Source organism: Metapseudomonas resinovorans DSM 21078, from assembly GCF_000423545.1.
Lineage (GTDB): Bacteria > Pseudomonadota > Gammaproteobacteria > Pseudomonadales > Pseudomonadaceae > Metapseudomonas > Metapseudomonas resinovorans.
Map to the genome: position 1 here is coordinate 67,897 of NZ_KE384032.1, position 26,114 is coordinate 94,010.

General features: G+C 66.2%; 23 protein-coding genes. 10 read left to right on the plus strand and 13 right to left on the minus strand.

Annotated elements, in window-relative coordinates; all coding sequences use genetic code 11:
• Positions 1-66: 66 nt before the first annotated feature.
• From G559_RS0126385 to G559_RS0126395, 3 genes are read left to right on the plus strand one after another with little or no spacing between them, the layout of a single operon-like run.
• Complete coding sequence (locus G559_RS0126385; protein WP_028631104.1) at positions 67-1,263, plus strand: amidohydrolase family protein; 1,197 nt, start codon at positions 67-69, stop codon at positions 1,261-1,263.
• Positions 1,260-2,759 (plus strand): amidohydrolase family protein, encoded by a 1,500-nt coding sequence (locus G559_RS0126390; protein ID WP_028631105.1) that lies wholly within the window; start codon positions 1,260-1,262, stop codon positions 2,757-2,759. Before G559_RS0126385 ends, G559_RS0126390 begins: the two co-directional genes overlap by 4 nt.
• 14 nt (positions 2,760-2,773) lie before the next feature.
• A complete protein-coding gene (locus G559_RS0126395; RefSeq protein WP_028631106.1) occupies positions 2,774-3,454 on the plus strand; it encodes a flavin reductase family protein in 681 nt (226 codons plus the stop codon).
• 107 nt (positions 3,455-3,561) lie between these two features.
• Here G559_RS0126395 and G559_RS0126400 read toward each other — a convergent pair whose 3' ends face one another.
• Positions 3,562-4,446 (minus strand): LysR substrate-binding domain-containing protein, encoded by an 885-nt coding sequence (locus G559_RS0126400; protein WP_028631107.1) that lies wholly within the window; start codon positions 4,444-4,446, stop codon positions 3,562-3,564.
• Between the two features lie 111 nt (positions 4,447-4,557).
• Here G559_RS0126400 and G559_RS0126405 point away from each other — a divergent pair, with 111 nt between their 5' ends.
• Complete coding sequence (locus G559_RS0126405; protein ID WP_028631108.1) at positions 4,558-5,406, plus strand: EamA family transporter; 849 nt, start codon at positions 4,558-4,560, stop codon at positions 5,404-5,406.
• A 115-nt stretch (positions 5,407-5,521) separates the two neighbouring features.
• Here the strand turns inward: G559_RS0126405 and G559_RS30160 are convergent, their stop codons facing one another.
• Positions 5,522-5,680, minus strand: coding sequence for a YqaE/Pmp3 family membrane protein (locus G559_RS30160; RefSeq protein ID WP_003084988.1), 159 nt, complete (start codon positions 5,678-5,680; stop codon positions 5,522-5,524).
• A gap of 116 nt (positions 5,681-5,796) precedes the next feature.
• On the opposite strand from G559_RS30160, the gene G559_RS0126415 reads away from it, so the two are divergent.
• The 4 genes from G559_RS0126415 (at position 5,797) to G559_RS0126430 (ending at position 11,938) form a co-directional block, all read left to right on the plus strand.
• Positions 5,797-7,260: a sigma-54 interaction domain-containing protein gene (locus G559_RS0126415; protein WP_028631109.1), complete on the plus strand. Its 1,464-nt coding sequence runs from the start codon at positions 5,797-5,799 to the stop codon at positions 7,258-7,260.
• A 291-nt stretch (positions 7,261-7,551) separates the two neighbouring features.
• On the plus strand, positions 7,552-8,937 hold the full coding sequence (locus tag G559_RS0126420; protein ID WP_028631110.1) for a GntP family permease: 1,386 nt from the start codon (positions 7,552-7,554) through the stop codon (positions 8,935-8,937).
• Positions 8,938-8,996: 59 nt separating this feature from the next.
• A complete protein-coding gene (locus G559_RS0126425) occupies positions 8,997-10,553 on the plus strand; it encodes an acyl CoA:acetate/3-ketoacid CoA transferase (RefSeq protein WP_028631111.1) in 1,557 nt (518 codons plus the stop codon).
• A 125-nt stretch (positions 10,554-10,678) separates the two neighbouring features.
• Positions 10,679-11,938: an OprD family porin gene (locus G559_RS0126430; RefSeq protein ID WP_028631112.1), complete on the plus strand. Its 1,260-nt coding sequence runs from the start codon at positions 10,679-10,681 to the stop codon at positions 11,936-11,938.
• Between the two features lie 215 nt (positions 11,939-12,153).
• Here G559_RS0126430 and speB read toward each other — a convergent pair whose 3' ends face one another.
• Both speB and G559_RS0126440 read right to left on the minus strand, forming a co-directional pair.
• On the minus strand, positions 12,154-13,116 hold the full coding sequence (gene speB / locus G559_RS0126435) for an agmatinase (protein WP_028631113.1): 963 nt from the start codon (positions 13,114-13,116) through the stop codon (positions 12,154-12,156).
• A gap of 69 nt (positions 13,117-13,185) precedes the next feature.
• Positions 13,186-14,268: a polyamine ABC transporter substrate-binding protein gene (locus G559_RS0126440; RefSeq protein WP_028631114.1), complete on the minus strand. Its 1,083-nt coding sequence runs from the start codon at positions 14,266-14,268 to the stop codon at positions 13,186-13,188.
• Between the two features lie 110 nt (positions 14,269-14,378).
• Between G559_RS0126440 and G559_RS0126445 the strand changes: the two genes are divergently transcribed.
• Entirely contained in the window at positions 14,379-15,302 is a 924-nt protein-coding gene (locus tag G559_RS0126445) for a LysR family transcriptional regulator (protein WP_028631115.1), read from the plus strand.
• Positions 15,303-15,455: 153 nt separating this feature from the next.
• Here the strand turns inward: G559_RS0126445 and G559_RS0126450 are convergent, their stop codons facing one another.
• The 5 genes from G559_RS0126450 to G559_RS0126470 all read right to left on the minus strand — a co-directional run bounded on the left by G559_RS0126450 (position 15,456) and on the right by G559_RS0126470 (position 21,086).
• Entirely contained in the window at positions 15,456-16,808 is a 1,353-nt protein-coding gene (locus tag G559_RS0126450; protein ID WP_028631116.1) for a glutamine synthetase family protein, read from the minus strand.
• 25 nt (positions 16,809-16,833) lie between these two features.
• Positions 16,834-17,391 carry a helix-turn-helix domain-containing protein gene (locus G559_RS0126455; RefSeq protein WP_028631117.1) on the minus strand — a complete coding sequence of 186 codons (558 nt, stop codon included), beginning with the start codon at positions 17,389-17,391 and terminating at the stop codon, positions 16,834-16,836.
• A 34-nt stretch (positions 17,392-17,425) separates the two neighbouring features.
• Positions 17,426-18,715 (minus strand): NAD(P)/FAD-dependent oxidoreductase, encoded by a 1,290-nt coding sequence (locus tag G559_RS0126460; protein WP_028631118.1) that lies wholly within the window; start codon positions 18,713-18,715, stop codon positions 17,426-17,428.
• 250 nt (positions 18,716-18,965) lie between these two features.
• Positions 18,966-19,979: a fimbrial protein gene (locus G559_RS0126465; protein ID WP_081668172.1), complete on the minus strand. Its 1,014-nt coding sequence runs from the start codon at positions 19,977-19,979 to the stop codon at positions 18,966-18,968.
• A gap of 198 nt (positions 19,980-20,177) precedes the next feature.
• The gene (locus tag G559_RS0126470) at positions 20,178-21,086 is read right to left on the minus strand and encodes a LysR family transcriptional regulator (RefSeq protein WP_028631120.1); all 909 of its coding nucleotides are present in this window, start codon (positions 21,084-21,086) and stop codon (positions 20,178-20,180) included.
• 232 nt (positions 21,087-21,318) lie between these two features.
• On the opposite strand from G559_RS0126470, the gene G559_RS0126475 reads away from it, so the two are divergent.
• Positions 21,319-21,888: a tetratricopeptide repeat protein gene (locus G559_RS0126475; protein ID WP_028631121.1), complete on the plus strand. Its 570-nt coding sequence runs from the start codon at positions 21,319-21,321 to the stop codon at positions 21,886-21,888.
• Between the two features lie 220 nt (positions 21,889-22,108).
• Here the strand turns inward: G559_RS0126475 and G559_RS0126480 are convergent, their stop codons facing one another.
• Genes G559_RS0126480 through tolQ form a run of 4 tightly spaced genes read right to left on the minus strand, consistent with a single transcriptional unit; the run spans position 22,109 to position 26,049 of the window.
• Positions 22,109-24,067: a PhoX family protein gene (locus G559_RS0126480; RefSeq protein ID WP_028631122.1), complete on the minus strand. Its 1,959-nt coding sequence runs from the start codon at positions 24,065-24,067 to the stop codon at positions 22,109-22,111.
• A gap of 24 nt (positions 24,068-24,091) precedes the next feature.
• The gene (locus tag G559_RS0126485; RefSeq protein WP_028631123.1) at positions 24,092-24,895 is read right to left on the minus strand and encodes an energy transducer TonB; all 804 of its coding nucleotides are present in this window, start codon (positions 24,893-24,895) and stop codon (positions 24,092-24,094) included.
• The gene (tolR, locus tag G559_RS0126490; protein WP_028631124.1) at positions 24,892-25,338 is read right to left on the minus strand and encodes a protein TolR; all 447 of its coding nucleotides are present in this window, start codon (positions 25,336-25,338) and stop codon (positions 24,892-24,894) included. Before tolR ends, G559_RS0126485 begins: the two co-directional genes overlap by 4 nt.
• 12 nt (positions 25,339-25,350) lie before the next feature.
• Positions 25,351-26,049 carry a protein TolQ gene (gene tolQ, locus G559_RS0126495; RefSeq protein ID WP_028631125.1) on the minus strand — a complete coding sequence of 233 codons (699 nt, stop codon included), beginning with the start codon at positions 26,047-26,049 and terminating at the stop codon, positions 25,351-25,353.
• Between the last annotated feature and the right edge of the window lie 65 nt (positions 26,050-26,114).

A 26,114-nucleotide genomic window follows, 5' to 3' on the forward strand; every position in this document is an offset into this window, starting at 1 on the left:
GCAGCATGGGTTTCGCAGGCTCTACCCATCCTACGTTCGTCCACCTTCATGCGTTGAGATGTCCCCATGACCGACACTTATTGGCTGCGCAATGTCCGCCCCTTCGGCGGCGCGGCTGAAGACTTCCTCATCCAGCACGGCCGCTTCGCCGAGCGCCGCCCGGCGAGCGATGTTGCGCTGACCGCCGCTGATATCGACGGCGCCGGCCAACTGATGACCTGCGCCCTGGTGGAAAGCCACATCCACCTGGACAAAACCCTCTGGGACCAACCCTGGCGCCCCAACAGCGCCGGGCCGACGCTCAAGGACTACATCGCTAACGAGCGCCGCGTGCTGCGCGAGGTCACCGCGCCCATCGCCGAGCGCGCCGGCGCGCTGCTGGAAAACTGCATCGCCCGTGGCTCGCTGACCATGCGCTGCCATGTGGACATCGACCCCGAATTCGGCCTGCGCCATGTGGAGGCCATGCAAGCCCTGCGCGAGCGCTACCGCGACCTGATCGACCTGGAGCTGGTGGTGTTCCCGCAGACCGGGCTGGTCAGCCGCCCCGGCACCGCCGAGCTGATGCGCCAGGCCATGGGCCTGGGCGTGGAAAACGTCGGCGGACTCGACCCCTGCGGCATCGACAACGACCCCATCGCCCAGCTGGATATCGTCTTCGGCCTGGCCGCCGAGTTCGACCGGGGCGTGGACATCCACCTGCACGACAAGGGCGAACTGGGCCTCTGGCAGATCGCCCGCATCGCCGACTACACCGAGCGTTTCAACCGCCAGGGCCGGGTGATGATCAGCCACGCCTATTGCCTGGGCATGGCGCCCTGGAGCCAGGTCAAGCCACTGGCCGAGCGCCTGGCTGCACTGGATATTTCACTGATGAGTTCGGCGCCGGCCGACTGCTCAGTGCCGCCCTTCCTCGCCCTGCGCGAAACCGGCGTGAACCTCTGCCTGGGCTCCGACGGCATCCGCGACGCCTGGTCGCCCATGGGCAACGGCGACATGCTGGAGCGCGCCATGTTGTTGGCCTTCCGCTTCGACCTCGCCAAGGACGACGAGCTGGCCGCCGCCTTCGATGCCGCCAGCCGGAATGGCGCCAAGGCCCTGGGCCTGTCCGGGCACGGCCTGCAGATTGGCGCCCGCGCCGACTTCCTGCTGATGGAGGCGCAAAGCCTCGGCGAAGCCGTGGTGGCGCGGCCGACGCGCCAGGTGTATCGCGCCGGCACGCTGATCGCCGCGCACGGCCGGCTATTGGAGAGCCGCCTGTGAACACGCCGCGCATCGGCCTCAAGGCCAGTTGCGTGGTCGGCTTCGATGGCACGCGCCACGTGCTCTGGCGCGATGGCGAGGTGATCATCGAAGGCGCCCGCATCCTCTTCGTCGGCCGGGGCTTTCCCGGCCCAGTGGACCAGTGGATCGACTACGGCAACGCCCTGCTCGGCCCCGGTTTCATCGACCTGGATGCCCTGGGCGATCTCGACTCCACCGTGCTGTGTCTCGACAACGGCGATGAGGCCGCCATGGGCCGCATGTGGTCGGCGGAATACCTCGCCCGTGGGCCGAAGGAGAGCTACCGCTTCGAAGAGGAAGTCTTCAAGTACCGCTATGCCTTCACCCAGCTGATCCGCAACGGCATCACCACGGCCATGCCGATCACCTCCATGTACTACCGCGAGTGGGCGGAAACCTACGACGAATTCGCGACGGTCGCGGGCATTGCCGGCGAGCTCGGCCTGCGCACCTACCTCGGCCCCTGCTACATGAGCGGCATGCAGTACCTGCGCGCCGACGGCAGCCTCGCCGAGCATTGGGACGAACCCCGTGGCCTGGCCGGGCTGGACGCCGCCGAGCGTTTCTTCCGCGACTTCGACGGCGCTCACAACGGGTTGATTCGCGGCGCCCTGCTGCCCGACCGCATCCAGACCTGCACCCCGGTGCTGCTGCAACGCACAGTCGCCCTCAGCCGTGAACTGGCCGCTCCGGTCCGTCTGCATTGCTGCCAGGGACCGGGCGAAGTGGCCCTGGTGAAAGCGCTGCGCGGCAAGGCGCCGCTGGCCTGGCTGGAGGAACTGGACCTGCTCGGCCCACGAACGCTGCTGCCCCATGGCATCTACATCGAAGGCGACGACGACCTCGCGCGCCTCGCCAACAGCGGCAGCAGCCTGGTGCACTGCCCCGTGGTGTTCGCCCGCGACGGCGAGGCGCTGGACTCCTTCGGCCGCTACCGTGCCCACGGGGTGAACTTCGCCCTCGGCACCGACACCTGGCCGGCGGACCTGCTGGACAACATGCGCCAGGGCCTGAACATCGCCCGCCTCAAGGAAGGTGGTAGCGCGCAAACCAGCGCCCTTGACCTCTACAACGCCGCCACCCTGGGGGGCGCCAAGGCCCTTGGCCGAGACGACCTGGGCCGGCTCGCACCGGGCGCCTGCGCCGATATCACCGTGTTCAGCCTCGACGGCCTGCACCTGGGGCCGCTGTTCGATCCACTGAAGAACCTCGTCCTCGCCGGACGGGGCGACGACTGCATCGCCAGTTGGATCGGCGGCCGCTGCGTGATGGACGGCGGCCAGGTCAACGGCGTCGATTATCGCAACCTGCAGCGTCAGGCCCAGCGCCAGTACCACAAGTTGATGCAGAGCCACGCCGACCGCGCCTTCGGCCAGCCCGACTGGCGCGACCTGTTCCAGCCGGCGATTCCCTTCGCCGATGCCTGGAGCGCAGAACGCCCGCTGTGCGCCTTCGCCAGCGAGCCCGACCAATAACAAGAGATAACGCCATGCTGAGCTTCGACTTTGCCCAACTGAGCCCGCGCGAGAAATACAAGATCCTCATCGGCAGCGTGGTGCCCCGGCCCATCGCCCTGGTCACCACGGTGGACGCCGAAGGCCGCGCCAATGCCGCGCCCTTCAGCTTCTTCAACGCCCTGTCCGCCGACCCGCCGATCCTCGCCCTGGGCGTGGAGAACTATGCGGACCTGACCCCGAAGGACACCACGCGCAACATCCTGCTGAACCAGGAATTCACCGTGAACATCGTCTCCGACGCGCTGGTGGAAGCCATGAACGTCTGCGCGGTGCCCTTCGAACCCGGCTTCGACGAACTGCTCGCCGCCGGGCTCACTGCCCTGCCCGGCAGCCGTGTCGGCTGCCCGTACATTGCCGAAGCACCGGTCGCCCTGGAGTGCCGGCGAATGATGGGCCTGTCCATCGGCCAGTCGCGGGAAATCATCCTGGGCGAAGTGCTGATGGTGCATGTGCGCGACGAGCTGATCGACCCGAAGACCCTCTACATCGACCAGTTGGGCCTCGACGCCATCGGCCGCATGGGCGGGCATGGCTACGCCCGCACGCGTGAGTACTTCGACCTGCCGACGCGGTCGTTGCAGGCGTGGAAGGAAGCGCCGGGGGCTGGCGAACGGGTGTGGCCTGCCGCCCTCTCCCCCGCCCCCTCTCCCTGAAGAGGAGAGGGGTGACTCGCGCCTGATGGCTGTGGGTACTGCCGGAAACACCGAGTGCCTCTGGACGCACAGGATTCATCGCCGCACGGACAGACTCCCCTCTCCCTTCAGGGAGAGGGGCGGGGGGAGAGGGTTTCGCCGGCCACCTCAAAAAACGCCTTCACCACGCGCAACTCCGCATAGCGCTCCAGACACGCCAGGTAGTGCCGGCTGACCAGTCCCTCGCCTTTCAACGGAAGCGCCGCCACGCGCGGATCACGCGGGACTTCCAGCGAGTAGAGGATGCTCACCCCGAGCCCCGCGGCCACCGCCTCGATCACCGCCTCGCGGCTGTTCAGCTCCAGCGCCGCGCGCAGTTCCAGGCCCTGCTCCATGCAGGCCTTTTCGAAGGTGCGACGGGTCAGGGAGGCGGGCTCGCGTTGCAGCAGCACCTCGCTACGCAGCTCACTCAGGGCCACGTCCTTGCGCGTGCCAACCCAGGGGTGCGCCGCCGGAACCAGCAGACACAGGCGCGCCTCGCCAATGGATTGCAGCCGCAGGCCGGGGCGCTCGCTCATGTCGCTGATCAGCGCCAGGTCCACCCGCTCGCCGTTCAATGCAGCCAGCGTTTCCTGAGTGTTGCCCAGGCGCAGGTTGATGGTCACGCCGGGGTGGCGCTCGCGCATTCGCGCCAGTAGCGGCATCACCAGGTGCGGGCTGTCGGCGGCAAGGTCCAGGCGGCCGGACTCCAGCGCCTGGCTGGTATCCAGCAAGTCTTCGGCCTGTTCCGCCAGGGCGAACAGTTGGTGGCTGATGGCAGCCAGGCGCCGGCCCAGTTCGGTAGGTTCCACCTGGCGGGCGGAGCGGCGCAGCAGGCACACTTGGTAGTGCTCCTCCAGCGCCTTGATATGCCCGGTGACCGCTGGCTGGCTGATGCACAGGCGCTCGGCGGCGCGGGTGAAGCTGCCCTCGCGGACCACCGCATCGAAGGCGCGGAGTTGGAAGAGGTTCATGGCCACTCCATCAGTGGGACTTATTCGACGGATAACGATAAACGATTTGAATGATGGAACGATGAAGCCGCACGCTAGCCCACACCTCTCCCACCATTACCGGAGCCCGCCGTGCTCACCGACACCGATCTCGCCACCCTGTTGGTGCTGCTGTCCGCACTGATGCACGCGGCCTGGAACGCGGTGATCAAATCCGGCAGCGACCGCCTCTCGTCGATGGCGCTGGTGGATGGCGTGGCCTTCTGTTTCAGCATCGCCCTGCTGCCGCTGGTGAGCCCGCCGCCGCTGGCGGTCTGGGGGCTGATCGGGCTGTCGGTGGTGGTCAACACCCTGTACCGCCTGCTGCTGATCCGCGCTTACCAGTACGGCGACTTCGGCCAGGTCTACCCGGTGGTGCGCGGCCTGCCGCCGCTGCTGGTGGCGCTGTCGGCCGGGCTGGTGTTCGGCGAACACCTGTCCGGCGCCATGCTGCTGGGCGTGGTGCTGATCTCGGTCGGCATCCTCAGCCTGCTCTCCACCCGCCTGGAATCCCGGGCGTTGAAGGCACTGGGCTGCGCGGCGTTGGCCGGTGCCGGGGTGGCGCTCTATACGCTGATCGACGCCCAGGGCGTGCGCCGCGCCGACAGCGTGCTGCAGTTCGTGGTCTACCTGACGCTGATGCAGAGCATGACCATCCCGCTGCTCGCCTGGATGCGCCGCGGCCCGCTGGTGCTGCGCTTCGCCCGCGACAACTGGCGTATCGGCCTGTTCGGCGGCTTCAACTACTGCGTCGCCTACGGCCTGGTGCTGTTCGCCATGACCCTGGACAACGTGGCCAAGGTTGCCGCCCTGCGCGAAAGCAGCGTGATCATCGCCGCCATCATCGCCAGCCTGGTGTTCAAGGAGCCGTTCGGCATCCGCCGCATCCTCGCGGCCTGCGTGGTCACCGCCGGCATCCTGTTGATCAAGCTGGTGGACTGACGCCGCTCGATGGGTTTCGCTCCGCTCTACACCATCCTACGAAGAACGCTGAGCTTCAGTGCGTAGGATGGGTAGAGCTTGCGAAAACCATCAATGGTGATCCGCCTGCCCCTTCCTACCGCTTGGCGATGATGTACACCGCGTGGACGATGCCGGGGATGTAGCCCAGCAGGGTGAGCAGGATGTTCAGCCAGAAGGCACCGCCGAAACCCACCTGGAGGAACACGCCCAGAGGCGGCAGGAGGATGGCGATGAGGATGCGGATAAGGTCCATGTGAAGCTCCTTGTGAGAAATGCCGTACGCCTGGTTACCGACCTTCGTACAGGCTAGGCGTTCATCGGGCGCACCTCCATAATCGCTGCCTGATGTTTCAGCCGGATGCCCCTGCCATGCCCATCGCCAGCGAAGACATCGACCAGAACGGTCTGGTCATCGGCGTCTCTCCCGAACGGTTCCGCGAAGTGGCCATGCCGCTGTTGTTCGACCACCTCAACGCCCAGTGCGAGGGCACCATTGCGGTGAATCGCCAGGCGCGGATCGTCTGGATCAACGACAAGTACGCCGCGAAGGTCGGCATCACGGACCCGCGCAGCGTGCTCGGCAAGGAAATCGAAGAAGTCCTGCCCGCCAGCCGCCTGCGTGAAGTGGTGCAGAACGGCCAGCCGAGCATGCTCGACCTGATGGCCTTCGGCGACGAGCACTTCGTGGTCACCCGCATTCCCCTGCGCGACGAGGACGGCACCCTGGTCGGCGCCTTGGGCTTCGTGCTGTTCGACCGCGCACGCCACCTGCAGCCGGTCATGGCCAAGTACAACCAGTTGCAGACCCAGCTGGCCGCCACCCAGCGCGAGCTGGCCAAGGCCCGCCGTGCGCGCTACACCATCGCCGGATTCATCGGCAGCAGCGCCGCCGCCAGCGAGGTGAAACGCCAGGCCCGCCGCGCCGCGCAACTGGATGCCACGGTGCTGCTGCGCGGTGAAACCGGCACGGGCAAGGAGCTGCTCGCCCAGGGCATCCACAACCTCTCGCTGCGGGCCAACGGGCCTTTCGTAGCGGTGAACGTGGCGGCCATTCCCGAATCCCTGGTGGAAGCCGAGCTGTTCGGCACCGCGCCCGGCGCCTTCACCGGCGCCGACAAACGCGCCCGTGCCGGCAAGTTCGAGCTGGCCGACGGCGGCACGCTGTTCCTCGATGAGATCGGTGACCTGCCCCTGCCGCTGCAGGCGAAGATGCTGCGCGTGCTGCAGGAGCAGGAGGTGGAGCCGCTGGGCTCCAACCAGGTCAAGGCGCTGAATGTGCGGGTGATCGCCGCCACCCACGTGGACCTCGAAGCCAAGGTGGCCGCCGGGCAGTTCCGCGAGGACCTCTACTACCGGCTCAACGTCCTGGCCCTGCGCCTGCCGCCCCTGCGCGAACGGCGCGAGGATCTGTCAGCGCTGATCGAACACCTGCTGGACGACATCGCCAGCCGCTCCGGCCAGCCGCCCCTGGAGCTGGCCGACGACGCCCTGCACCTGCTCCAGGCCCAGCCCTGGCCGGGGAACGTGCGCGAGCTGCGCAACCTGCTGGAGCGCGCGCAGATGAGCAGCGATGCCGGCCCACTCAGCACCAGCGCCCTGCGCCCACTGCTGGTAGACCCGCTGCCAGCCGGCGCTGCCCTTGCGCCCCCGGCACCCGCACCAGCGCCTGCCACCGGCGAGATCCGCCTCCTCGCCGACAGCGTGGCCGCCGCCGAACGCCAGGCCATCCTCGCCGCCCTCGCCGCCTGCAACGGCAATCGCACCCAAGCCGCCGAGCGCCTCGGCATCGCCCGGGCGAGCCTGTACAACAAGTTGCAGGCTCACGGGATCTGATCGCGCATTCGCCGGCGAACCAGCCTTTGTAGGGTTAAGCAGCGCAGCTGTCCATTCGGTTGGACACCCCCTTAACGGGGCGTCCAACTTCCTGGGCAATGTCCAGATTTGTAGACACAAACTTTCCCCGGCGAAACTCCCCTCTCAGCCGTGAAGCCCCGCCCCAGAGCCTTTGGCGCGCTCTTCACCGCACTTGGCACAGCTTTCGCTCTATGAGCGCCATGGGCCGCACAATGGCCCGCCACCGGCCGCCTCGACGCGGCGGAAAACAACAACAAGAAGGAAGTCCCCATGGGCACCCTAGGTATCCTGATTTCTCTCGCTCTGCTGATGTACCTCGCCTACCGCGGCATCAACGTACTGATCCTCGCGCCCCTCCTGGCCCTGCTGGCGGTGCTCTTCGCCGGCGACGCGGCGCTGATGCTGCCGACCTACACCCAGGTCTTCATGAAGTCCCTGGGCGGCTACCTGATCCAGTTCTTTCCGCTGTTCCTGCTCGGCGCCATCTTCGGCAAGTTGATGGACGACTCAGGCTCGGCCCGCGCCATCGCCCACGGCATCGTTGCCAAGCTCGGCCGCGAGCGCGCCATCCTGGCCATCGTGCTGGCCTGCGGCTTGCTGACCTACGGCGGCGTGTCGCTGTTCGTGGTGGCGTTCGCGGTCTACCCCATCGGCACCGCGCTGTTCCGCGAGGCGGGCATTCCCAAGCGCCTGCTGCCGGGTGCCATCGCCCTCGGCGCCTTCACCTTCACCATGACCGCGCTGCCCGGCACCCCGGCCATCCAGAACGCCATCCCCAGCCCCTTCTTTGGCACCGACGCCTTTGCCGCGCCCATCCTCGGCCTGATCGGCGGCCTGATGATGCTCGGCCTCGGCAGCTGGTGGCTGAGCGCCCAGGCCCGCAAGCTGATGGCAGCCGGCGAAGGCTACGGCGAACACAAGAATGAGGCGACGGAGCAAGTTGGCGTACAGACCACTGGCTTCTGGCTGGCACTGCTGCCGATCCTGCTGGTGATCGTCCTCAACTTCCTGATGGCCAAGCAGGTGCTGCCGAATGTCGATACCAGCTTCCTGGCCAAGCCCGAGTTCGGCGGCCTGCAGGACGCCAAGTCGGTGATCGGCATCTGGTCCATCATCGTCGCCCTCAGCGCCGCCGTGCTGCTGCTGATCGGCCTGCACTGGAAGCGCTGGACCGACCTCAAGCAAAGCCTCAACGACGGCACCTTCGGCTCCATGCTGCCGATCCTCAACACCGCGTCCGAAGTGGGTTACGGCACCGTGATCGCCTCGCTCGCCGGCTTCGTGGTGATCCGCGACCTGGTGCTCAGCGTGCCGGGCAACCCGCTGGTGTCCGAAGCCGTCGCCGTGAACATCCTCGCCGGCATCACCGGCTCGGCCTCCGGCGGCATGTCCATCGCGCTGAAGACCCTCGGTGCGCAGTACCTGGAAATGGCCAACGCCGCCGGCATCAGCCCTGAGCTGCTGCACCGCGTCGCCGCCATGGCCTCCGGCTGCATGGACACCCTGCCGCACAACGGCGCGGTGATCTCGCTGCTGGCCATCTGCAAGCTGACCCACCGCGATTCGTACAAATTCATCTTCATGAACACCGTGATCTTCCCGCTCATGGCGCTGACCGTGGTGATCACCCTGGGCAGCCTGTTCGGGAGTTTCTGATCCTTACCAGGCCGCTGAAGCAAGGCCCCCGAATTCAGATTGACCGCTCGAGGTACCGAATGAGCAAAGTGATGAGCGCCGCCGATGCGGTCGCCAAGATTCCGGACAACGCCAACCTGGCCACGGGCGGTTTCGTCGGCATCGGCTTCGCCGAGGAAATCGCCATCGCCCTGGAACAGCGCTTCGCCGCCCGGCAGGCGCCGCAGGGCCTGACCCTGGTGTATGCCGCCGGACAAGGCGACGGCAAGGGCCGCGGCCTCAACCACCTGGCCCATGAGGGCTTGGTGCGTCGGGTGATCGGTGGCCACTGGGGCCTGGTGCCGGGCTTGCAGAAGCTCGCCGTGGATAACCGCATCGAGGCCTACAACCTGCCCCAGGGTGTGATCTCGCAGTTGTTCCGCGATATCGCGGCAGGCAAGCCGGGGCAACTGTCCAAGGTCGGCCTGGGCACCTTCGTCGACCCTGCGTTCGGCGGCGGCAAGCTGAATGCGCGCACCACCGAGGAGTTGGTGCGACGCATGCCCATCGAGGGCGAGGACTACCTGTTCTACAAGGCCTTCCCGATCCACGTCGGGGTGATCCGCGCCACCAGCGCCGACGAAGACGGCAACCTCTCCATGGAGCGCGAGGCGCTGACCATCGAGAGCCTGGCCATCGCCATGGCCGCGCGCAATTCGGGCGGCCTGGTGATCGCCCAGGTGGAGCGCGTGGTGGCCCGTGGCTCGCTGAACCCGCGCGACGTGAAGATCCCCGGGATACTGGTGGACTGCGTGGTGGTAGCCCGCCCGGAAAACCATCAGCAGACCTTCGCCACCACCTACAACCCGGCCTTCGCCGCCGAGGTGCGGGTGCCGGTGGACAGCCTGGCGCCCATGCCGCTTGACCTGCGCAAGCTGATCGCCCGCCGCGCCGCCCTGGAGCTGCCGCCGGGCGCGGTGGTCAACCTCGGCATCGGCATGCCCGAAGGTGTGGCCGCCGTGGCCGCGGAGGAAGGCGTGATCGACCTGCTGACGCTGACCGCCGAGCCCGGCGTGATCGGTGGCGTGCCCGCCTCGGGCCTGGATTTCGGGGCGGCGAGCAACCACAGCGCGTTGATCGACCAGCCCTACCAGTTCGACTTCTACGACGGCGGCGGCCTGGATATCGCCTTCCTCGGCCTCGCCCAGGCCGACGCCGAGGGCAACCTCAACGTATCCCGGTTCGGCACTCGCCTGGCGGGCGCCGGCGGCTTCATCAACATCAGCCAGAACGCCAAGGCGGTGGTCTTCGTCGGCACTTTCAGCGCCGGCACCCAGGACATCCGCATCGAGAACGGCGAGCTACGCATCGTGCAGGACGGCGAGGTGCGCAAGTTCGTCCAGGAAGTGGAACACCGCACCTTCGCCGGCAGGCTTGCTGCCGAGTCAGGCAAGCCGGTGCTCTACGTCACCGAGCGCTGCGTGTTCCGCCTGACCACGGAAGGCCTGGAGCTGATCGAGATCGCACCCGGCGTGGACCTGGAGCGGGACATCCTGGCCCGCATGGATTTCCGACCCATCGTGCACGAGCCGAAGCTGATGGATGCGCGGCTGTTCCGCGAGGGGCGTATCGGACTGCGTGAGCTGATCGCCTCGTAAAGATTGTGCGTGATAGCGCGGGCCCGTCCTGGGTCCGCGTCTTTTTTTCAGTCTCTTCCGCCTTCGGCGTTTCGCGCCGGAGCGGGTATCGCTGTGCCTGAACAACAACAAGAAGAGGAAAACACATGGATCGCAACACCCTCAGCCTCGCTCTTTGCGGCGTCACTGCCCTGACCTTCTGCGGCCCGGTCAGCGCCGACTTCATCAAGGACTCCAAGGCCAGCCTTGAGCTGCGCAACTTCTACTTCAACCGCGACTTCCGCCAGGACGGCTCCGCCCAGAGCAAGGCCGAAGAATGGGCCCAGGGCTTCCTGCTGCGCTATGAGTCGGGCTACACCGACGGCCCCGTCGGCGTGGGCGTGGACGCCCTCGGCTTGCTGGGCGTGAAGCTGGATTCCAGCCCGGATCGCACCGGCACCGGCCTGCTGAAGTCCGACCGCGAGCGGCCCAATCGCGCCCAGGATGAGTACGGCGAACTGGGCCTGACCGCCAAGCTGCGTTTCTCGCAGAGCACCCTCAAGGTCGGCACCCTGCTGCCCAAGCTGCCGGTGGCGCTGTACAACGACAGCCGCCTGCTGCCGCAGACCTTCCGGGGTGCCTGGGCGAACTCGGCGGAAGTGGAAAACCTCAGCCTCGACCTCGGCCGCTTCGACCGCATCAACCTGCGCAACTCTTCGGACAACGAAGAGATGTCGGTCTTCAACGGCGGTAACCGCAACATCGTCCTGGGCCGGACAAAAACCAGCGATCAATTCGACTTCGCCGGTGCGACCTACAAGTGGACGCCCAACCTCAGCAGCGCTTACCACTACGGCGGCCTCGACGGCATCTACAAGCAGCACTACCTGACCCTGAACCACCTGCTGCCCATTGCCGAAGGGCAGTCACTGAAGAGCGATATCCGCTGGGCGCACAGCACCGACGATGGCGGCAGCAATGTGGATAACGACGCTTTCGGCGCGATGTTCACCTACGCCTTGGGCGGCCACGCCTTCGGCCTGGGCTACCAGCGCATGAGTGGCGACACCGGCTTTGCCAGCATCAACGGCACCGACGCCTACCTGGTGAACCTGGTGCAGATCAACGACTTCAGCAACGAAGACGAACACTCCTGGCAGGCGCGCTACGACTACAACTTCGCGGCCCTGGGCATCCCCGGCCTGACCTTCATGACGCGCTACCTGTCGGGCGACAACGTCGATCTGCGCGGCGCGGCCGGTGAAGGCAAGGAGTGGGAACGCAACACCGACATCGCCTACGTGGTGCAGAGCGGACCGCTGAAGAACCTCGGCGTGAAGTGGCGCAACGCGAGCACCCGCAGCAACTTCGGCAGCGACATCGACGAGAACCGGCTGATCCTGAGCTACACCCTGGCGTTGTGGTGAGGTGACACCGATTCGTAGGATGCGGTTGAGCGCAGCGAAACCCATCGGCTTCGGTTGCGATGGGTTTCGTACCTCAACCCATCCTACGGTCCTGGCGTTGTGGTGAGGTGACACCGGTTCGTAGGATGCGGTTGAGCGCAGCGAAACCCATCGGCTTCGGTTGCGATGGGTTTCGTACCTCAACCCATCCTACGGTCCACTCGGCTGGACGCCGCTTACTTCATCCCCAACTTGTGCCGCGCCGCGTACAGGCAAACCATCTCCATCGCCAGGGTGGCGCCGGCCAGGGCGGTGACTTCGGCGTTGTCGTAGGGCGGCGCGACTTCCACCACGTCCATCCCCACCAGGTTGATGCCGCGCAGGCCACGGAGGATTTCCAGCGCCTGGTGGCTGGACAGGCCGCCGCACACCGGGGTGCCGGTGCCGGGGGCGAAGGCCGGGTCGAGGCAGTCGATGTCGAAGGTCAGGTACACGGGGTTGTCCCCTACCCGCGCGCGGATACGTTCGGCGATCTGCTCGGGCGTGTGGCGGTGTACCTCGCGGGCATCCAACACCTGGAAGCCCATCACGTCGTCGTTGGTGGTGCGCAACCCCACTTGCACCGAGCGTGACGGGTCGACCAGACCCTCGCGGGCGGCGTGATAGAACATGGTGCCGTGGTCGATGCGCTTCACCTCTTCATCCGGCCAGGTATCGCTGTGGGCGTCGAAGTGGATCAGCGACAGCGGGCCATGCTTGGCCGCGTGGGCCTTGAGCAGCGGGTAACTGATGAAATGGTCGCCGCCCAGGGTGAGCATCGCTGCGCCGGATTCGAGGATGCGCGCGGCATGGGCCTGGATGATTTCCGGCGTGTCCTGCGGGGTGCCGTGGTCGAAGGCACAGTCGCCGTAGTCGATCACCGCCAGGTGGTCGAACGGATCGAACTCCCAGGGGTAATGCCGCGCCCAGGCCATCTGCACCGATGCAGCGCGAATGGCGCGCGGTCCGAAGCGACTGCCGGGGCGGTTGGTGGTGGCGGTGTCGAAAGGCACCCCGCTCACCACCAGGTCGACGCCGCGCAGGTCGCGGCTGTAGCGGCGGCGCATGAAGCTGGTGATGCCGGCATAGGTGGATTCGGCAGCGGTGCCATAGAGGCTGTCGCGGGTCATGGCCTGGTCGTTGTCGAAGGCGTGGTCCATATCATCGGTCTCCAATGATCCCCTCTCCCATTTGGAGAGGGGGTGAGCGTGAGGGTGGTTGAAGGCGACTCAGTACTGAGTACGGAACGAAGTCCAGAGGCGAGTGCGCGCACGCTGGTCCTTGAGCGACTGGATCTGCTCGCCGAACAGGCGATCACGCACGTCCTTGCTCGGGTAGATATCCGGGTCGCCGGCCACCTCCGGTGTCAGCAGCGGATTGGCAGCCTGGTTGGCATTGGCGAAGAACTGGCTGTTGGTCAGTTCGGCAATGGCGTCGGGGCGCAGCATGTAGTCGATGAAGGCGTGAGCCGCCTCGGGGTGCGGCGCGTCGGCCGGAATGGCCATGGTGTCGAACCAGATCAGCGTGCCTTCACGGGGGATGCGGTAGATCACCTCGAAGGGCATCTGCGCCTGCCGCGCCTGGTCGGCGGCGATGGCCGCGTCGCCGTTGTAGGTCAGCGCCAGGCAGATATCCCCCTTGGCCAGATCGTTGATGTGCTTGCCGGAGCCCACGTAGCGCACGTTCGGTTGCAGCTCGGCGAAGAGCTGTTGCACGGCCGCAAGGTCGGCCTTGTCGGTGCTGTACGGGTCCTTGCCGAGGTAATGCAGCGCGACGCTGATGACCTCCTGCGGCGAGTCGATCACGGCGATGCCGCAATCCTTGAGACGGCTGGCGTATTCGGGCTTGAACAGCAGGTCGAGGCTGTTCAGCGGTGCATCGGGAATGCGCTTGGCCACGGCCTCCTGGTTGATGCCCAGGCCCACGGTGCCCCAGGTATAAGGCACGCCGAAGCGGTTGTCCGGGTCGACGGCGGCCAGCTTGGCCAGCAGTTCGGCGTCGAGGTTGGCGAAGTTCTTCAGTCGTTCGCGCTGCACCGGCTGCACTGCCTGGGCCTGGATGGCGCGGGCCAGGCCACTGCTGGCGGGGAAGACCACGTCATAACCGCTGCCACCGGTGAGCAGCTTGGCATCCAGGGCTTCGGCGCTGTCGAAGATGTCGTACTTCACCTCGATGCCGGTTTCAGTCTTGAAGCCTTGCAAGGCCTTCTCCGGGATGTAGGCGGACCAGCTGTAGAGGTTCAGCGCCTTGTCTTCGGCTTGCACGGGCAAGGCGCAGGCGAACAGGGCGGCAAGCAACAAGGGGAAACGCATGGTGGGCTCCTCGGAGGGATAAGGTGGAGCCATGCTGCGCCCGGCTTTGCTTTGAATAAATATGAAGTGTTCTACTTTGGCATCTACATCCATCAATGTTTGGTGCCGCCATGCTCAGCCAGCTCCATGACCTCGACCTGCAACTGCTGCGCATCTTCGTCACGGTGGTGGAAAGCGGTGGCTTCAGCGCCGCCCAGGGCGAGCTGGGCATCGGCCAGTCCACCATCAGCACGCAGATGGCCAAGCTGGAGACGCGCCTGGGCTTTCGCCTCTGCGAGCGCGGCAAGGCAGGCTTTCGCCTGACCCCCAAGGGCGAGCAGGTGCTGGCTGCCACGCGCAAGCTGTTCGGCGCCATCGAGACCTTCAAGGGCGAGGCGCAGGGGATGGCCGACCTGCTTCTGGGGGAACTGCGCATCGGCCTTTCCGAAGCCCTAGACAACCAGGTGCTGCAACGCCTGGGAGAGGCCATCGGGCGCTTCCGCCAGCGCAACCAGGCGGTGCAGTTCGAGCTGATCAGTGCCATGCCGGCCGAGCTGGAGCGGCGCCTGCTGCAAGACCAGCTGCACCTGGCGATCGGTTACTTCTCGGGCACCCAGGCGGCGCTGGACTACCAGCCGCTGTTCAGCGAGCAGCAACGGTTGTTCTGTGGTGTCGGACACCCGCTGTTCGGGCGTGGGCAGGTCAGTCTCGACGACCTGGCCGACTGCGACCTGGTGCATCACCCGTACCGTTTCGAAGAAGCGCGGCAGCCCTTCCAGAGCGGCCCGAGCAGTGCGCGCACCGAACAGGTGGAGTGCAGCCTTGCCTTCATCCTGTCGGGCGCGCATATCGGCTACCTGCCGGAGCACATCGCCGCGCCCTGGGAGGCAGCCGGTCAGCTGCAGGCGCTGCTGCCGGAGGAGACGGGCTATCGCGTGCAGTTCCACCTCAGCAGCCATCGCGGGCGCCAGCCGAGCGAGGCGCAGCTGGCGTTCGTGGAGGATCTGCTGATGGCGTTCGGCTCGGACACCCTCTCCCCCGTCCCCTCTCCCTGAAGCGGAGAGGGGTGACGCTCGGACCACCTCCGGTGCAGTCGTCGGGTGGACCACGTTTCACAGGTCCACCATTCATCCCCAGGCGGAACACTGGACGGTGGACATGAAAGGCGATTTCCTCCCTACGTCTGCCGGCGAAAAAGACTCAGGCGATCACATGTACCAGCGATATTCCCGCGCGCTGACCTCGTTCATGAAATCCAGGTATTCCTGGCGCTTGTTCTCGCAATAGACCATCACGAATTCGCTGCCCAGGCCTTCGTTCACATCGGGGTGGCTGCGCATGGCGGTCACGGCGGTGAGCATGTCCGTGGGGAAGTCGATGCCGCTGGAACGGTCTTCGTTGAGCGGGGCGATGGGCTCGCGGGCGGCGTCCAGGCCGTGCTCCATGCCGGTAAGGATGGCGGCCAGCACCAGGTAGGGGTTGGCGTCGGCGCCGGCGAGGCGGTGTTCGATGCGCAGGTTGCGGCCATCGGACTCGGGAATGCGGATGCACGCATCGCGGTCTTCGAAGCCCCAGCTGGCACGGCTGGCGGCGTTGACCATGGCGCCGTAGCGGCGGAAGGCGTTGTGGTTGGCGGCGAAGATCGGCATGCAGTGCGGCAGCAGGTCGAGGCAGCCGGCCACGGCATGGCGCAGCGGACGCTGCTCGTTGGCGGCCAGCAGGTTGTGGCCGTCGCGGTCGTAAAGGCTGACGTGCACGTGCATGCCGCTGCCCGGTGCGTTCAGGTAGGGCTTGCTCATGAAGCTGGCGCGGTGGCCGTGCTTCATCGCCACGCCACGGGTGCTGCGGCAGAACAGGGCGGCCCAGTCGGCGGCCTGGAGGCCGTCGTCGCAGTGGCCGAAGTTGATCTCGAACTGGCCCGGGCCGAGTTCGGCGGTGATGACGTTGGCGGCGACGCCCTGTTCGTTGGCCGCCTCGACCATCTCATGGAGCACCGAGGAGAAACGCGACAGACGCTCGATGTGCATGTTCGGCTGGTCGTCTTCGTCATCGCAAAGCGGGTCGCGGGGGAACTGCGGCAGGCCATTCTGCAGCTTGCGGTCGAACAGGTAGAACTCCAGTTCGAAGGCCACCACCGGGCGGATGCCACGTTTTTCCAGGCGTTGCAGGACCCGCGCCAGCACTTCGCGCGGCTCGAACTCGATGGGCGCTTCGGTACCGTCGGAGGTGATGAGCATCTGTCCCAGGGGTTCCTTCTCCCAGCGCACCGGCTTCAGGGTGCCAGGCACCAGGCGACGCGGCGCGTCCGGGTCGCCGTCGTTGAAGCAGTAGTCGCCAATCGGATAGAGCCCACCCTGGGTGCCCAGCAGCACGCAGTTCTGCGGCACTTTCAGCGGACTGCCGGCGGCCACTTTCTCCACCATCTCCACGGGGTAGCGCTTGCCGTAGAAGTGGCCGGGAATGTCCAGGCAGATCAGGTCGACATAGCGGACTTCCGGGTACTGGGCACGGAAGGCGCGGACTTCGCTGAGCAGGTCGGGGTACTGGTTTGTTGTTGTCATCACTGCTGTCCTGCGAGCTGTCGCTTCAGGTAAATACCCAAAGCACCCGCGTTGGTTTGTCGGAAAGATTGGCGTAGCGGAACTGCGCATGGGGCGGCAGCTGGAAACTGTCATTCGGGTAAAGGGTGACCGGCTCGGCGTCGTCGCCGTACCACACCGTCAGCTCGCCTTCGAGCACGAAACCGCCCTGCTCCGAGCTGTCGTCCAGGTGGCCTTCGCCGCTGGTGGCGCCGGGTGCCAGGTGGCTCTCGAGCATGGAAAAGCCGCCGGACATGGTGGGCGAGGCCAGCACGTCGGTGATGCCGCCGGCGTAATAGAGCGTGCGGCGCTCGCCGGGGCGGGTGACCCAGGGCGTCTCGCGCGGCTTGCTCAGGTTGTAGAAGTAGGTGGTCGGCACGCCCAGCGCTTCGCTGATGGCGGTGAGGTCGGCCACGGTCGGACGCGAGAGCCCGCGCTCCACCTGGGAGAGGAAGCCCACCGAGCGATCGATGCGCGCGGCGAGGTCTCCCAGGGTCACGTTCTTGTGTTTGCGCAGGTCGCGAATCAGGATCGCGAGGCTTTCGATTTCGTCTTGCTTGTCCATTGGAGCGCTCCGGTCGTACTCGAATGGCGCGACCTTAAATCACATCCCGGAGGCGGTAATAGGCCTTGCCCGCAGCTTCCAGGGGCGCGGCCAACAACGAACCGCCCGGGAAGCGCGGGTTGCCTATGGCCTGGTACAGATCGAGCAGGTCGTCGTTGCCGAGGATGGCGTCGCTCACCGCCTTGGCGCCGGCCAGGGTCGGCAGGATGCCGTGACCGGAGAAGCCCTGGAGCCAGTAGCGCGAACCTTCGCGGCCGATATCCGGGGTGCGCTTCATGCTGACGTCGATATGCCCGCCCCAGCCGAACTCGATCTCCACACCCTTGAGCTGCGGGAACACGCGTTCCAGGTAAGGCCGGGTGGCAGCCGGCACGTCCTTGGGCAGGCCGCCCAGGTAAGTGCAGCCGCCGCCGAACAACAGACGGTTATCGGGGGTGAGGCGGAAGTAGTCCGGCACGAACTGGTTGTCGATCACGCAGCTGTTCTTCGGCAGCAGCGAGCGCGCCAGTTCCGGGTCCAGCGGCGCGGTGGCGACTTGATAGGAGCCCACCGGCAGCAGGCGGCTGGAAAGTTGGCGGTCGAGACGGTCGACGTACGCGTTACAGGCCATCACCAGGGTGCTGCCGCGCACTTCGCCCTGGGCGGTGCGGGCCACATAGCCGGAGGGCGTTTCACGGTATTCCAGCACCTGGCTCTGCTCGTAGATGCGTCCGCCACGGGCTTCGATGGCGGCCGCCAGGCCCTGGGCCAGCTTCAACGGGTTGAGGTGGGCGGCTTCCGGGTCGTAGAGCGCAGCCTGGTAGCGCGGGCTGTCGATCCACTCGCCCAGCTCGTCGCGGCGGATCAGACGCATCCGGTCGTAGCCCCACTTGTGAATAGCGTCGGCCTGGGCTTCTTCGAGGAACTTCACCCGGCGCTCCATCACGGCGGTCCAGAGGCTGCCGACGCGGTAGTCCACATCGAACCCGTGGCGGACCGGCAGTTCGCGCATCTCCTCGGCGGCCCAGCGCATGCTGTCCCACAGGCGACGGGTACGCTCCAGGCCCAGCGCTTTCTCCAGCGGCGGCATATCGCAGGACCAGCCCAGCAGCGCCTGCCCACCGTTGCGCCCCGAAGCGGCCCAGGCCACGCGGCTGGCTTCCAGCAGGGTCACGCGCTTGCCGGCCTCGGCTAGGCGCAGGGCGGTATGCAGACCACTGAAGCCGGCACCGATGATCAGGACATCGGTCTCCTCGCTGCCGGCCTGAATCGGTCGCAGCGGAAGGCTGCAGGGATAGGTGCGGGCGTAGTAGGTGCCGACATGCTGGGCGGACTGCTTGAACATGGGTGCCTCGTGAATTTTTCAATATGAAATTTCATGAAAATTTACACGATATAATTCACAATGCCAAGCGCAGGTGTTCGATATTTGGAACGCCAGAAATAGAAATCCCAGGAAAACCCCGAAATAAACGGGAATCAAGCTGGAGACGGGTGAATACGTGATTGAAATAACGGACACCACGTCCCCCGCGTCATGAACCGAACAGCGCCGCCTCGGCGTTGCCTGCGCGTGCCGAACGCCTGCCGATGGATCAGTTGTAATCGAGGATGTAGGTCAGCGAGGCGTTTGCCTCGCCGCCTTCGATGTCCTGCGAAGTCTGGATGTACTGCGCGCTGCCACTGAAGCGGTAGAGGTAACCGTCGGCATCTTCCCCCTCAGGCTCGAGCTTCTGGGCCTTATGGTTACCAATGGGCAGGTCGTTGCCCTGCGCATCCTTCAGAGCAATCTCGACACCACGTGCGCTCAGGTCGCCGCTGTCCAGTTCGAGCCGGCCCGCGCGGGGTGACTTGCCTTCGAAGGAGACGCCCACCAGCCCCGTCCCGGGGTTATCCAGGCCTTTGCAGCGCACATCGAAGGCAAAAGGTTTGACCGGCGCCCGGTCTCCCTTCAGCGCCGAGGCCGTTACCGCGCCCATCGGCACTTGGGTCAGTTGCTGGATGGGTTCGCAGCTGGAAAAGAACGCCGAGTTGATCAGTGCGACGTTGCCGGCGTATCCCCAGGTGGTCCATTGGAAGCGTTGGTCGTACTGCGTGCTGAAATTCAGCGAAAAGTTAAGCGCCATGGGTCCGCTACCGACTTTGCTGCCGGTGCGCACGAACTCAAGCCGAAATTGCGGTGGCGGATAGATTCGCAATGCAGGTGAGTAGACTGCGGGAAGGTAAGTGCCGTTATCCCAGCCGCTGCCGGTGCGCAAACGGAGCTTGACGCCAATTCCCTCGACACCGGTCGCATAGGTCCTGTTGAACCCGGGCACTTCACTCAAACCGCTCAGCTCATAGTGGTGCCTGGCAACGTTGAGGCTCCCCTGGCAGTCGACGTAGCCCGTCAGGGCATTGTTCGCAAATTCGGCAGTGCCCATGACTTCGCCTATCGCCACCCGCTCCGTCAGGCGGATTTCAGCCGGTATTCCCGAAAGCGTGTAGCTCGGACGTAGAGATCCACCCGTCCACCGACAGGTATTGGCCTGGACCTCGTACGCGACCGCGAAGGTTGCCAGCAGTACGGCAGACAATCGAACGAGTAGCGGACGATGGCGACGTTGCATGCGGGTTCACTCCTGGAGCCTTCCTCCTGGAAGCCTCTATTGAATGCAAACCGAGCATGTTAGAGAGCGACGAGATACCCCCCTATAGGAAGAGCCGTCATGCCACGTAGGAGTGGGCTTACGCTTTGTACGAATAGATGGAAAATTCACCGCGCGGCCTTCTTCTAGTGAACGCTTACGTTCGGCCGTTTCCGCCTCTCAACCTCGCTCTGCCCAGGCGTTGTCCTTCAGACACTGGCTTACATGGTCAAGAAAACAGGTGATGCGCGAGGCCAGCGCGGTATTGCGGTAGTACACGGCATTGATCGGCTGGCGCACTTCGAGGGTGTCCGCAGCCAGAAGCTGGACCAGGCTGCCGTTGGCGCGGTCTTGCTGGGTCATGAAATCCGACAGGCAGACGATGCCGGAACCGGACAGGGCGAGCTGGCGCAGGGTTTCGCCGCTGGACGCCTTGATTGTCGGCTCGATCTGCACGTCGTCCCCCAGCGCACTACGCAGGGGCCACTGGTTGAGGCTTTCCGGCTGGGTGAAACCAATCAGGTCGTGACGTTGCAAGTCTTCCACTTTTTTCGGTGTGCCATGGGCCTTGAGATAGGCGGGGCTCGCCAGCACGCGGATGCGGCTACTGCCCAGGGGGCGGGCATGCAGGGTGGAGTCGCGCAGGGTGCCGATGCGGATGGCTATGTCGGTGCGATGCTCGATCAGGTCGATGATCTGGTCGCTGCTGTGCAGCTCCAGTTCGATCTCCGGGTAACGCTCACGAAAGCCCGCCACCAGCGGCACCAGCACATGCAGCATGAAGGGAGAAGCCGCATTGACGCGCAGGCGTCCGGCCGGTTTCTGCCGGCGCAGGGCCATCTGCTCTTCGGCTTCTTCCACCTGGGCGAGGATGCGCCGCGCCTGGACCAGGAACGCTTCGCCTTCCTCGGTCAGTTCCAGGCGGCGGGTGGTGCGGCGCAGCAGCGTGACGTCGAGCTTGTCCTCCAGCCGGCTCAGGGCGCGGCTGACCCCGGAGGCGGTCTGTCCCAGTTGCTCGGCGGCAGCGGTGATGGAGCCGGTGTCGACCACGGCGGTAAAGGCTTGCAGCTCGTCCAGGGTGGTTTTCATTCGTGACTCCCGCGCAAATATCTTTGGCTTGATACCCGGTTTTTCCGCATGAGTCGAGGGGCGCCCCCCATGCACTTTCTTCGTCGACGGCAGCAAAGGTGTGGTGAGCCGCCGAACGCCGACTGGGCCGCTGCACGGCCCTTTCGCGAATGAATTAGCTCTCACTGGACGGGTGACGCAGCCGGTGGATGTAACTACCCTCCTCCCTGTTCAGCCAGGGAGAGATCAGCCCATGTCCACTCAACGCGCACTACCGCGCCTGCTCTGCATTGCTACGCTCGCCCTGCTCGGCGCCTGCGTCCAGCAACAGCAGCAACCCACCCCGCCCGCCGCCACACCACCCGCAGGCCAACCCCAAGCCCCCGCGACCACGCCGCAGGACCAGCAGACCAGCGAGTTCGAGCGGATTCGCCAACAGGCCATGCGCGGCGACCTCGACGCCCAGTACCAACTCGGCAGCCTCTACTTCGTCGGCAAGCCGCAGAAGGACCTCAAGCAGGCCGAGTACTGGTGGAAGCAGGCCGCCGACAAGGGGCATCCCCAATCGGCCTTCAGCCTCGCCTTCCTCTACACCGGCCGCGCCGACCCCGCATTCGCCGACCAGCGCGCCATGCACAAGTACCTCGGCCAGGCCTCTGCCGCCGGCAACGCCATGGCCCAGCACGTGCTCGGCAGCATGTACGCCCAGGGTGCCGAAGGCCTCAAGCAGGACCCTTACCAGGCCCGCGCCCTGTTCCAGAGCGCATGCGACAAGCAATACGCGCCGAGCTGCGAGGCGCTGAAAAAGCTGCAGATGAACTGAGCGGCAGCTGCAGCTTTCCGTGTGGGAGCGAACTCATTGGCTCTGTCGGCATTACATGTTGCAAGTAGCTGCATTGCCCGTAGGAGCTGGCTTGCCAGCGAATGCCCCCGTTTCGCTGGCAAGCCAGCTCCTACAAGGCGAGGGGTGACTCTCGGCGCACGTTCGACGTTCCTTGTGGGGGCGATTTCAATCGCCATGCAGGACGCAGTCCTGCCCCGTCTCAAGTCCCGATGACGCCGCCATCGTTCCTGGTGATCAGCACCGTGGTCGAGCGCGGGCGGCTCTTGCCGTCGCTGGCGGGGTAGCTCAGGCCCGGATGCTGGACGTTGATCCATAGGGTGCGCCCATCCGGGGTGAAGGTGATGCCGGTGATCTCGCAGCCACGCGGGCCGACGAGGAAGCGGCGAACTTCACGGGTGGTCGGGTCGGCGCAGAGGAGCTGGTTGCAGCCGATGCGTTTCATGGCGGGGTCCTCGTCGTCGAAGTCGGTCTCGATCCACAGGCGACCGGCCGGGTCGAAGGCCAGACCATCCGGGGAAGAGAAGGCATCGCCCTTGATGGTGCCGATGAGGTTGGCCGGCACCGGCTTGCCCGCTTCGTCCTTCGCCCCTTCGGGCTCGCCGGCGAGCAGGAAGACTTCCCACTGGAAGGTGGTGGCGGTGGGGTCGGCGTCTTCCTCGGTCCAGCGCAGGATCTGCCCGTGCAGGTTCTGCGGACGGGGGTTGGCGGCGTCCACCGGCTTCTTGCTGCCACGGTCGTCGTTGTTGGTGAGGGTTACGTAGACGTCGCGGCTGGTCGGGTGCACCGCCACCCACTCGGGGCGATCCATGGGGGTGGCGCCGAGCAGGTCGGCCGCGGCGCGGGCGTTGACCAGCACCTCGGCCTGGCTGGGGAAGCCGTTCTCCGCGGTCAGCCCGTTCTGGCCGTGAACCAGGGCCAGCCAGCGGCCCTTGCCGCCTGCTTCGAAACGCGCGACGTAGAGGGTGCCCTTGTCCAGCAGGTCACGGGCGGCAGCAGGGTTGGCCGGATCGAAGCGGCCCTCGGGGACGAACTTGTAGATGTACTCACCCTTGGTGTCGTCGCCGTAGTAGTAGGCCATGCGCCCATCGGTGCCGAGCGAGAGGGTCGAGCATTCGCGGCAGAAGCGGCCGACGGCGGTACGCTTCTTCGGCGTGCTGGTGGGGTCGAAGGGGTCGATCTCCACGACCCAGCCGAAGCGGTTGGGTTCGTTCACATGGCCACCGTGGGGCTGGTCCGCCGCTGGGGTGGCGTCGAAGCGCGGGTCGGCGGTTTCCCAGCCGTAGTTCTTGCTCACCCCGTCCTTGGCGATGCCGTAGCGCCAGTGCGAAACACGCTGGGCGTAGTCGGCCTGGTCGCGGTTGATGAAGTAGTTGTGCCAGTTCTCTTCGCAAGCCAGGTAGGTGCCCCAGGGCGTGATGCCCATGGAGCAGTTGTTCAAGGTGCCGATGACCTCGCGGCCTTCGGGGTCGGAGGCGGTCTTCATCAGTTCATGTCCGGCCAGCGGGCCGCTGAGGGTCATGGCCGTGAGGGTGGAGATACGGCGGTTGTAGCGCGAACCGTCGACGCGCTGCCAATGGCCCTGGGCGTCCTTCTTCACTTCGATGACGCTGACGCCGTGGGCGGCCTGCTCCTTTTTCACGTCCTCCACCTTGCGCTTGCCGTCGACATAGACGATGCCGTCGGTGTGCAGCGTGGGGTTGATGTACTCGTGGTTCATCACCAGCAAGCCGTGGTCGTCCGGTGCATCGGGGAAGGGGAAGAAGTGCATGCCGTCGTGGTTGTCGCCGGCCTGCTTGAGCTGGTCCTGCCAGGTTTCGCTGGCGTCGCCCTTGAAGGCCGGCGCATCGGCCAGCACCGCGTCGCCCCAGGAGAAGAAGGCGCGGGCGCTGTAGCCCTCCGGCACCAGCACGCGGTCGAAGGCCGGATCGAACTGCTGCGGTACGCCCTTGAAGCCGAGCAGGCCGTTGTCGGCCACCGCCCGGCAGGCACTGATGCCGCCGCCGAAGAAGCCGATGGCCGCCAGGGCCAGGCCGCCTTTCAGGACGTTACGCCGGCCCTGGTCCACCAGCCTGTCCAGCGGGGTGTTGCTGCTGGGGTTGATGACCACGTCGTCGTGGGCGGCCAGTGCCGCGTGGAAGGCGTCCAGTTCCTGGGTCATGGGGAAAGCTCCTCGGTTCGGCGCTCAGCGCTCGATGCGGTAATGGAAAGTGTTGCGCACGCCCGGCACGGCCACCGGCTGCCCGCCGACGATGCGCGGCTGGTAGCGGAAGGTGCGCGCGGCGGCCAGCGATGGGCGAATGAACAGCGGGTGGCAGTCGCCGACGATGTTCGGGTCCTGCACGCGGCCCTGCGGGTCGACCCGGTATTCCACCGTGCAATCGCCCTGGAGACCTTTGTCGAGGCCGCGTTGCGGGTAGTCCGGCGCCTGCTTGGCAATAGGCAGGTACTGGCGGCTGGCTGCGGCTTCGGCCTGTGCCTGTGCCTGTGCCTGGCGGGCACGTTCGGCGGCTTCGCGGGCGGCGCGGGCCTGGCGCTCGGCCTCGGCCTGGCGCTGTTGTTCGGCGGCCTGGCGCTCGACCTCCAGGCGACGCTGCTCGGCTTCACGGCGTTCGCGCGCCTGCTGGCGTTGCTTCTGACGTTCACGCTGCGCCTCGGCGCGCTTGTGCGCCAGGGCGGCTTCTTCGATCTGTTTCTGCTGCGGCAGCGGCTCAGGTTGGACGACCGGCTCCGGAACGGGTGGCGCCGGTTCGGCCACGGGTGCGGGCGGCGCCGGCGGCTGTGGTGCCGGCAGGCTGACCAGTTGGGTATGCAGCACGCGGGTGGTTGGTTCCGGCGGTGTGCCAGGCGCCCAACCGGCCACCAGCAGGACGACGGCAAGCGCATGCAGACCCAGCGCCGAAACCGCCGCTGCCGCGTTGCGATACCAACGGCCCTGGGGCGCGGGCCAGGCGAAGGGTTGCACGGGGTCCATGGCCAGGCTGCTCATTGCGGCGCCTCGGTCACCAGGCCCAGGTTGGCGACCCCGCCCTTCTGCAGGGCGGCCATGCCGGCGACCACGCTGCCGTAACCGGCATCCTTATCGGCGCGAATGTAGACCTGGGTACGCGCATCAGCCGCCACCAGGGCACTGACGGCGGCGGTCATTTCCTCCAGGCCCACGGCCTGGTCGCCGTGGTTCTCGGCATCCAGCTCGCTGCCCAGTTTCCAGTAATAGCGGCCGTCGGCCTGCACCGAAAGGGTGACGATGCGCTGCTGGCTATCGCTGGGCAGGGCCTCGGCGGCGACCTTGGGCAGCTCGATCTTCACGCCCTGGGTGAGCATGGGCGCGGTGACCATGAAGATCACCAGCAGTACCAGCATCACGTCGATGTAGGGCACCACGTTCATCTCGGCCTTGGGGCTGTGCTTGCGCAGCGGACGGGTCAGCATGGCGTTCGCTCCTCAGGCCGCCGCGGCCATGCCCGGCGCCTGGCCGTGCAATTGGCGGCGCAGGCGCGACTGCAGTTCGTTGCCGAAGCTGTAGTAGCGCGCCACCAGGCTCTGGGCCCGCGCGGCGTAGCGGTTGTAGGCAACCACGGCGGGGATGGCGGCGAACAGGCCGATGGCGGTGGCGATCAGCGCTTCGGCGATGCCCGGCGCCACGGTGGTGAGGGTGGCCTGCTGCACCTGGGAGAGGCCGATGAAGGCATTCATGATTCCCCAGACGGTGCCGAACAGGCCGATATAGGGGCTCACCGAGCCGACGGTGGCGAGGAAGGTGAGGCCCTTCTCCAGGCGTTCTTCTTCGTCGGCGATGGCCACATAGAGGCTGCGCTCCACATCGTCCATCAGCGCCTCGCTGCTCACTCCGGGTTCGCGCCGCAGCTGTTCGAAAGCGCCACGGCCGGCCAGGAAGATGCGCTCCAACGCGCCGTCTTCATGGGCATCCACGTCCACCAGCGCGAGGTTGCCGGTGCTGCGCATCCGCGCGAGGAAGGCCTTGAGACGGCGCTCGGTGCGGGCCAGCGCGCCGCCGCGCTGGATGATCAGGTACCAGCTCGCCAGCGAGGCCAGCAGCAGGCTCGCCATGACCGCCTGCACCAGCAGGCTGGCGTTGCCCACCAGGCCCCAGAGGGTCATCTGTTCGAGTGTCGCGTGCATGTCGTGCTCCCTGCCCCGGCTCCGCTGCCAGGGCTGCTATTCGATTGCTTTGAGGTTTCCGGTTG

Bases quoted from the DNA above. Each gene is read 5' to 3' on its own strand.
- G559_RS0126385 (WP_028631104.1), top strand. From the start codon at position 67: ATGACCGACACTTATTGGCTGCGCAATGTCCGCCCCTTCGGCGGCGCG.
- G559_RS0126395 (WP_028631106.1), top strand. From the start codon at position 2,774: ATGCTGAGCTTCGACTTTGCCCAACTGAGCCCGCGCGAGAAATACAAG.
- G559_RS0126400 (WP_028631107.1), bottom strand. From the start codon at position 4,446: ATGAACCTCTTCCAACTCCGCGCCTTCGATGCGGTGGTCCGCGAGGGC.
- G559_RS30160 (WP_003084988.1), bottom strand. From the start codon at position 5,680: ATGGACCTTATCCGCATCCTCATCGCCATCCTCCTGCCGCCTCTGGGC.
- G559_RS0126415 (WP_028631109.1), top strand. From the start codon at position 5,797: ATGCCCATCGCCAGCGAAGACATCGACCAGAACGGTCTGGTCATCGGC.
- G559_RS0126420 (WP_028631110.1), top strand. From the start codon at position 7,552: ATGGGCACCCTAGGTATCCTGATTTCTCTCGCTCTGCTGATGTACCTC.
- G559_RS0126425 (WP_028631111.1), top strand. From the start codon at position 8,997: ATGAGCAAAGTGATGAGCGCCGCCGATGCGGTCGCCAAGATTCCGGAC.
- G559_RS0126430 (WP_028631112.1), top strand. From the start codon at position 10,679: ATGGATCGCAACACCCTCAGCCTCGCTCTTTGCGGCGTCACTGCCCTG.
- speB (WP_028631113.1), bottom strand. From the start codon at position 13,116: ATGGACCACGCCTTCGACAACGACCAGGCCATGACCCGCGACAGCCTC.
- G559_RS0126440 (WP_028631114.1), bottom strand. From the start codon at position 14,268: ATGCGTTTCCCCTTGTTGCTTGCCGCCCTGTTCGCCTGCGCCTTGCCC.
- G559_RS0126445 (WP_028631115.1), top strand. From the start codon at position 14,379: ATGCTCAGCCAGCTCCATGACCTCGACCTGCAACTGCTGCGCATCTTC.
- G559_RS0126450 (WP_028631116.1), bottom strand. From the start codon at position 16,808: ATGACAACAACAAACCAGTACCCCGACCTGCTCAGCGAAGTCCGCGCC.
- G559_RS0126455 (WP_028631117.1), bottom strand. From the start codon at position 17,391: ATGGACAAGCAAGACGAAATCGAAAGCCTCGCGATCCTGATTCGCGAC.
- G559_RS0126460 (WP_028631118.1), bottom strand. From the start codon at position 18,715: ATGTTCAAGCAGTCCGCCCAGCATGTCGGCACCTACTACGCCCGCACC.
- G559_RS0126465 (WP_081668172.1), bottom strand. From the start codon at position 19,979: ATGCAACGTCGCCATCGTCCGCTACTCGTTCGATTGTCTGCCGTACTG.
- G559_RS0126470 (WP_028631120.1), bottom strand. From the start codon at position 21,086: ATGAAAACCACCCTGGACGAGCTGCAAGCCTTTACCGCCGTGGTCGAC.
- G559_RS0126475 (WP_028631121.1), top strand. From the start codon at position 21,319: ATGTCCACTCAACGCGCACTACCGCGCCTGCTCTGCATTGCTACGCTC.
- G559_RS0126480 (WP_028631122.1), bottom strand. From the start codon at position 24,067: ATGACCCAGGAACTGGACGCCTTCCACGCGGCACTGGCCGCCCACGAC.
- G559_RS0126485 (WP_028631123.1), bottom strand. From the start codon at position 24,895: ATGAGCAGCCTGGCCATGGACCCCGTGCAACCCTTCGCCTGGCCCGCG.
- tolR (WP_028631124.1), bottom strand. From the start codon at position 25,338: ATGCTGACCCGTCCGCTGCGCAAGCACAGCCCCAAGGCCGAGATGAAC.
- tolQ (WP_028631125.1), bottom strand. From the start codon at position 26,049: ATGCACGCGACACTCGAACAGATGACCCTCTGGGGCCTGGTGGGCAAC.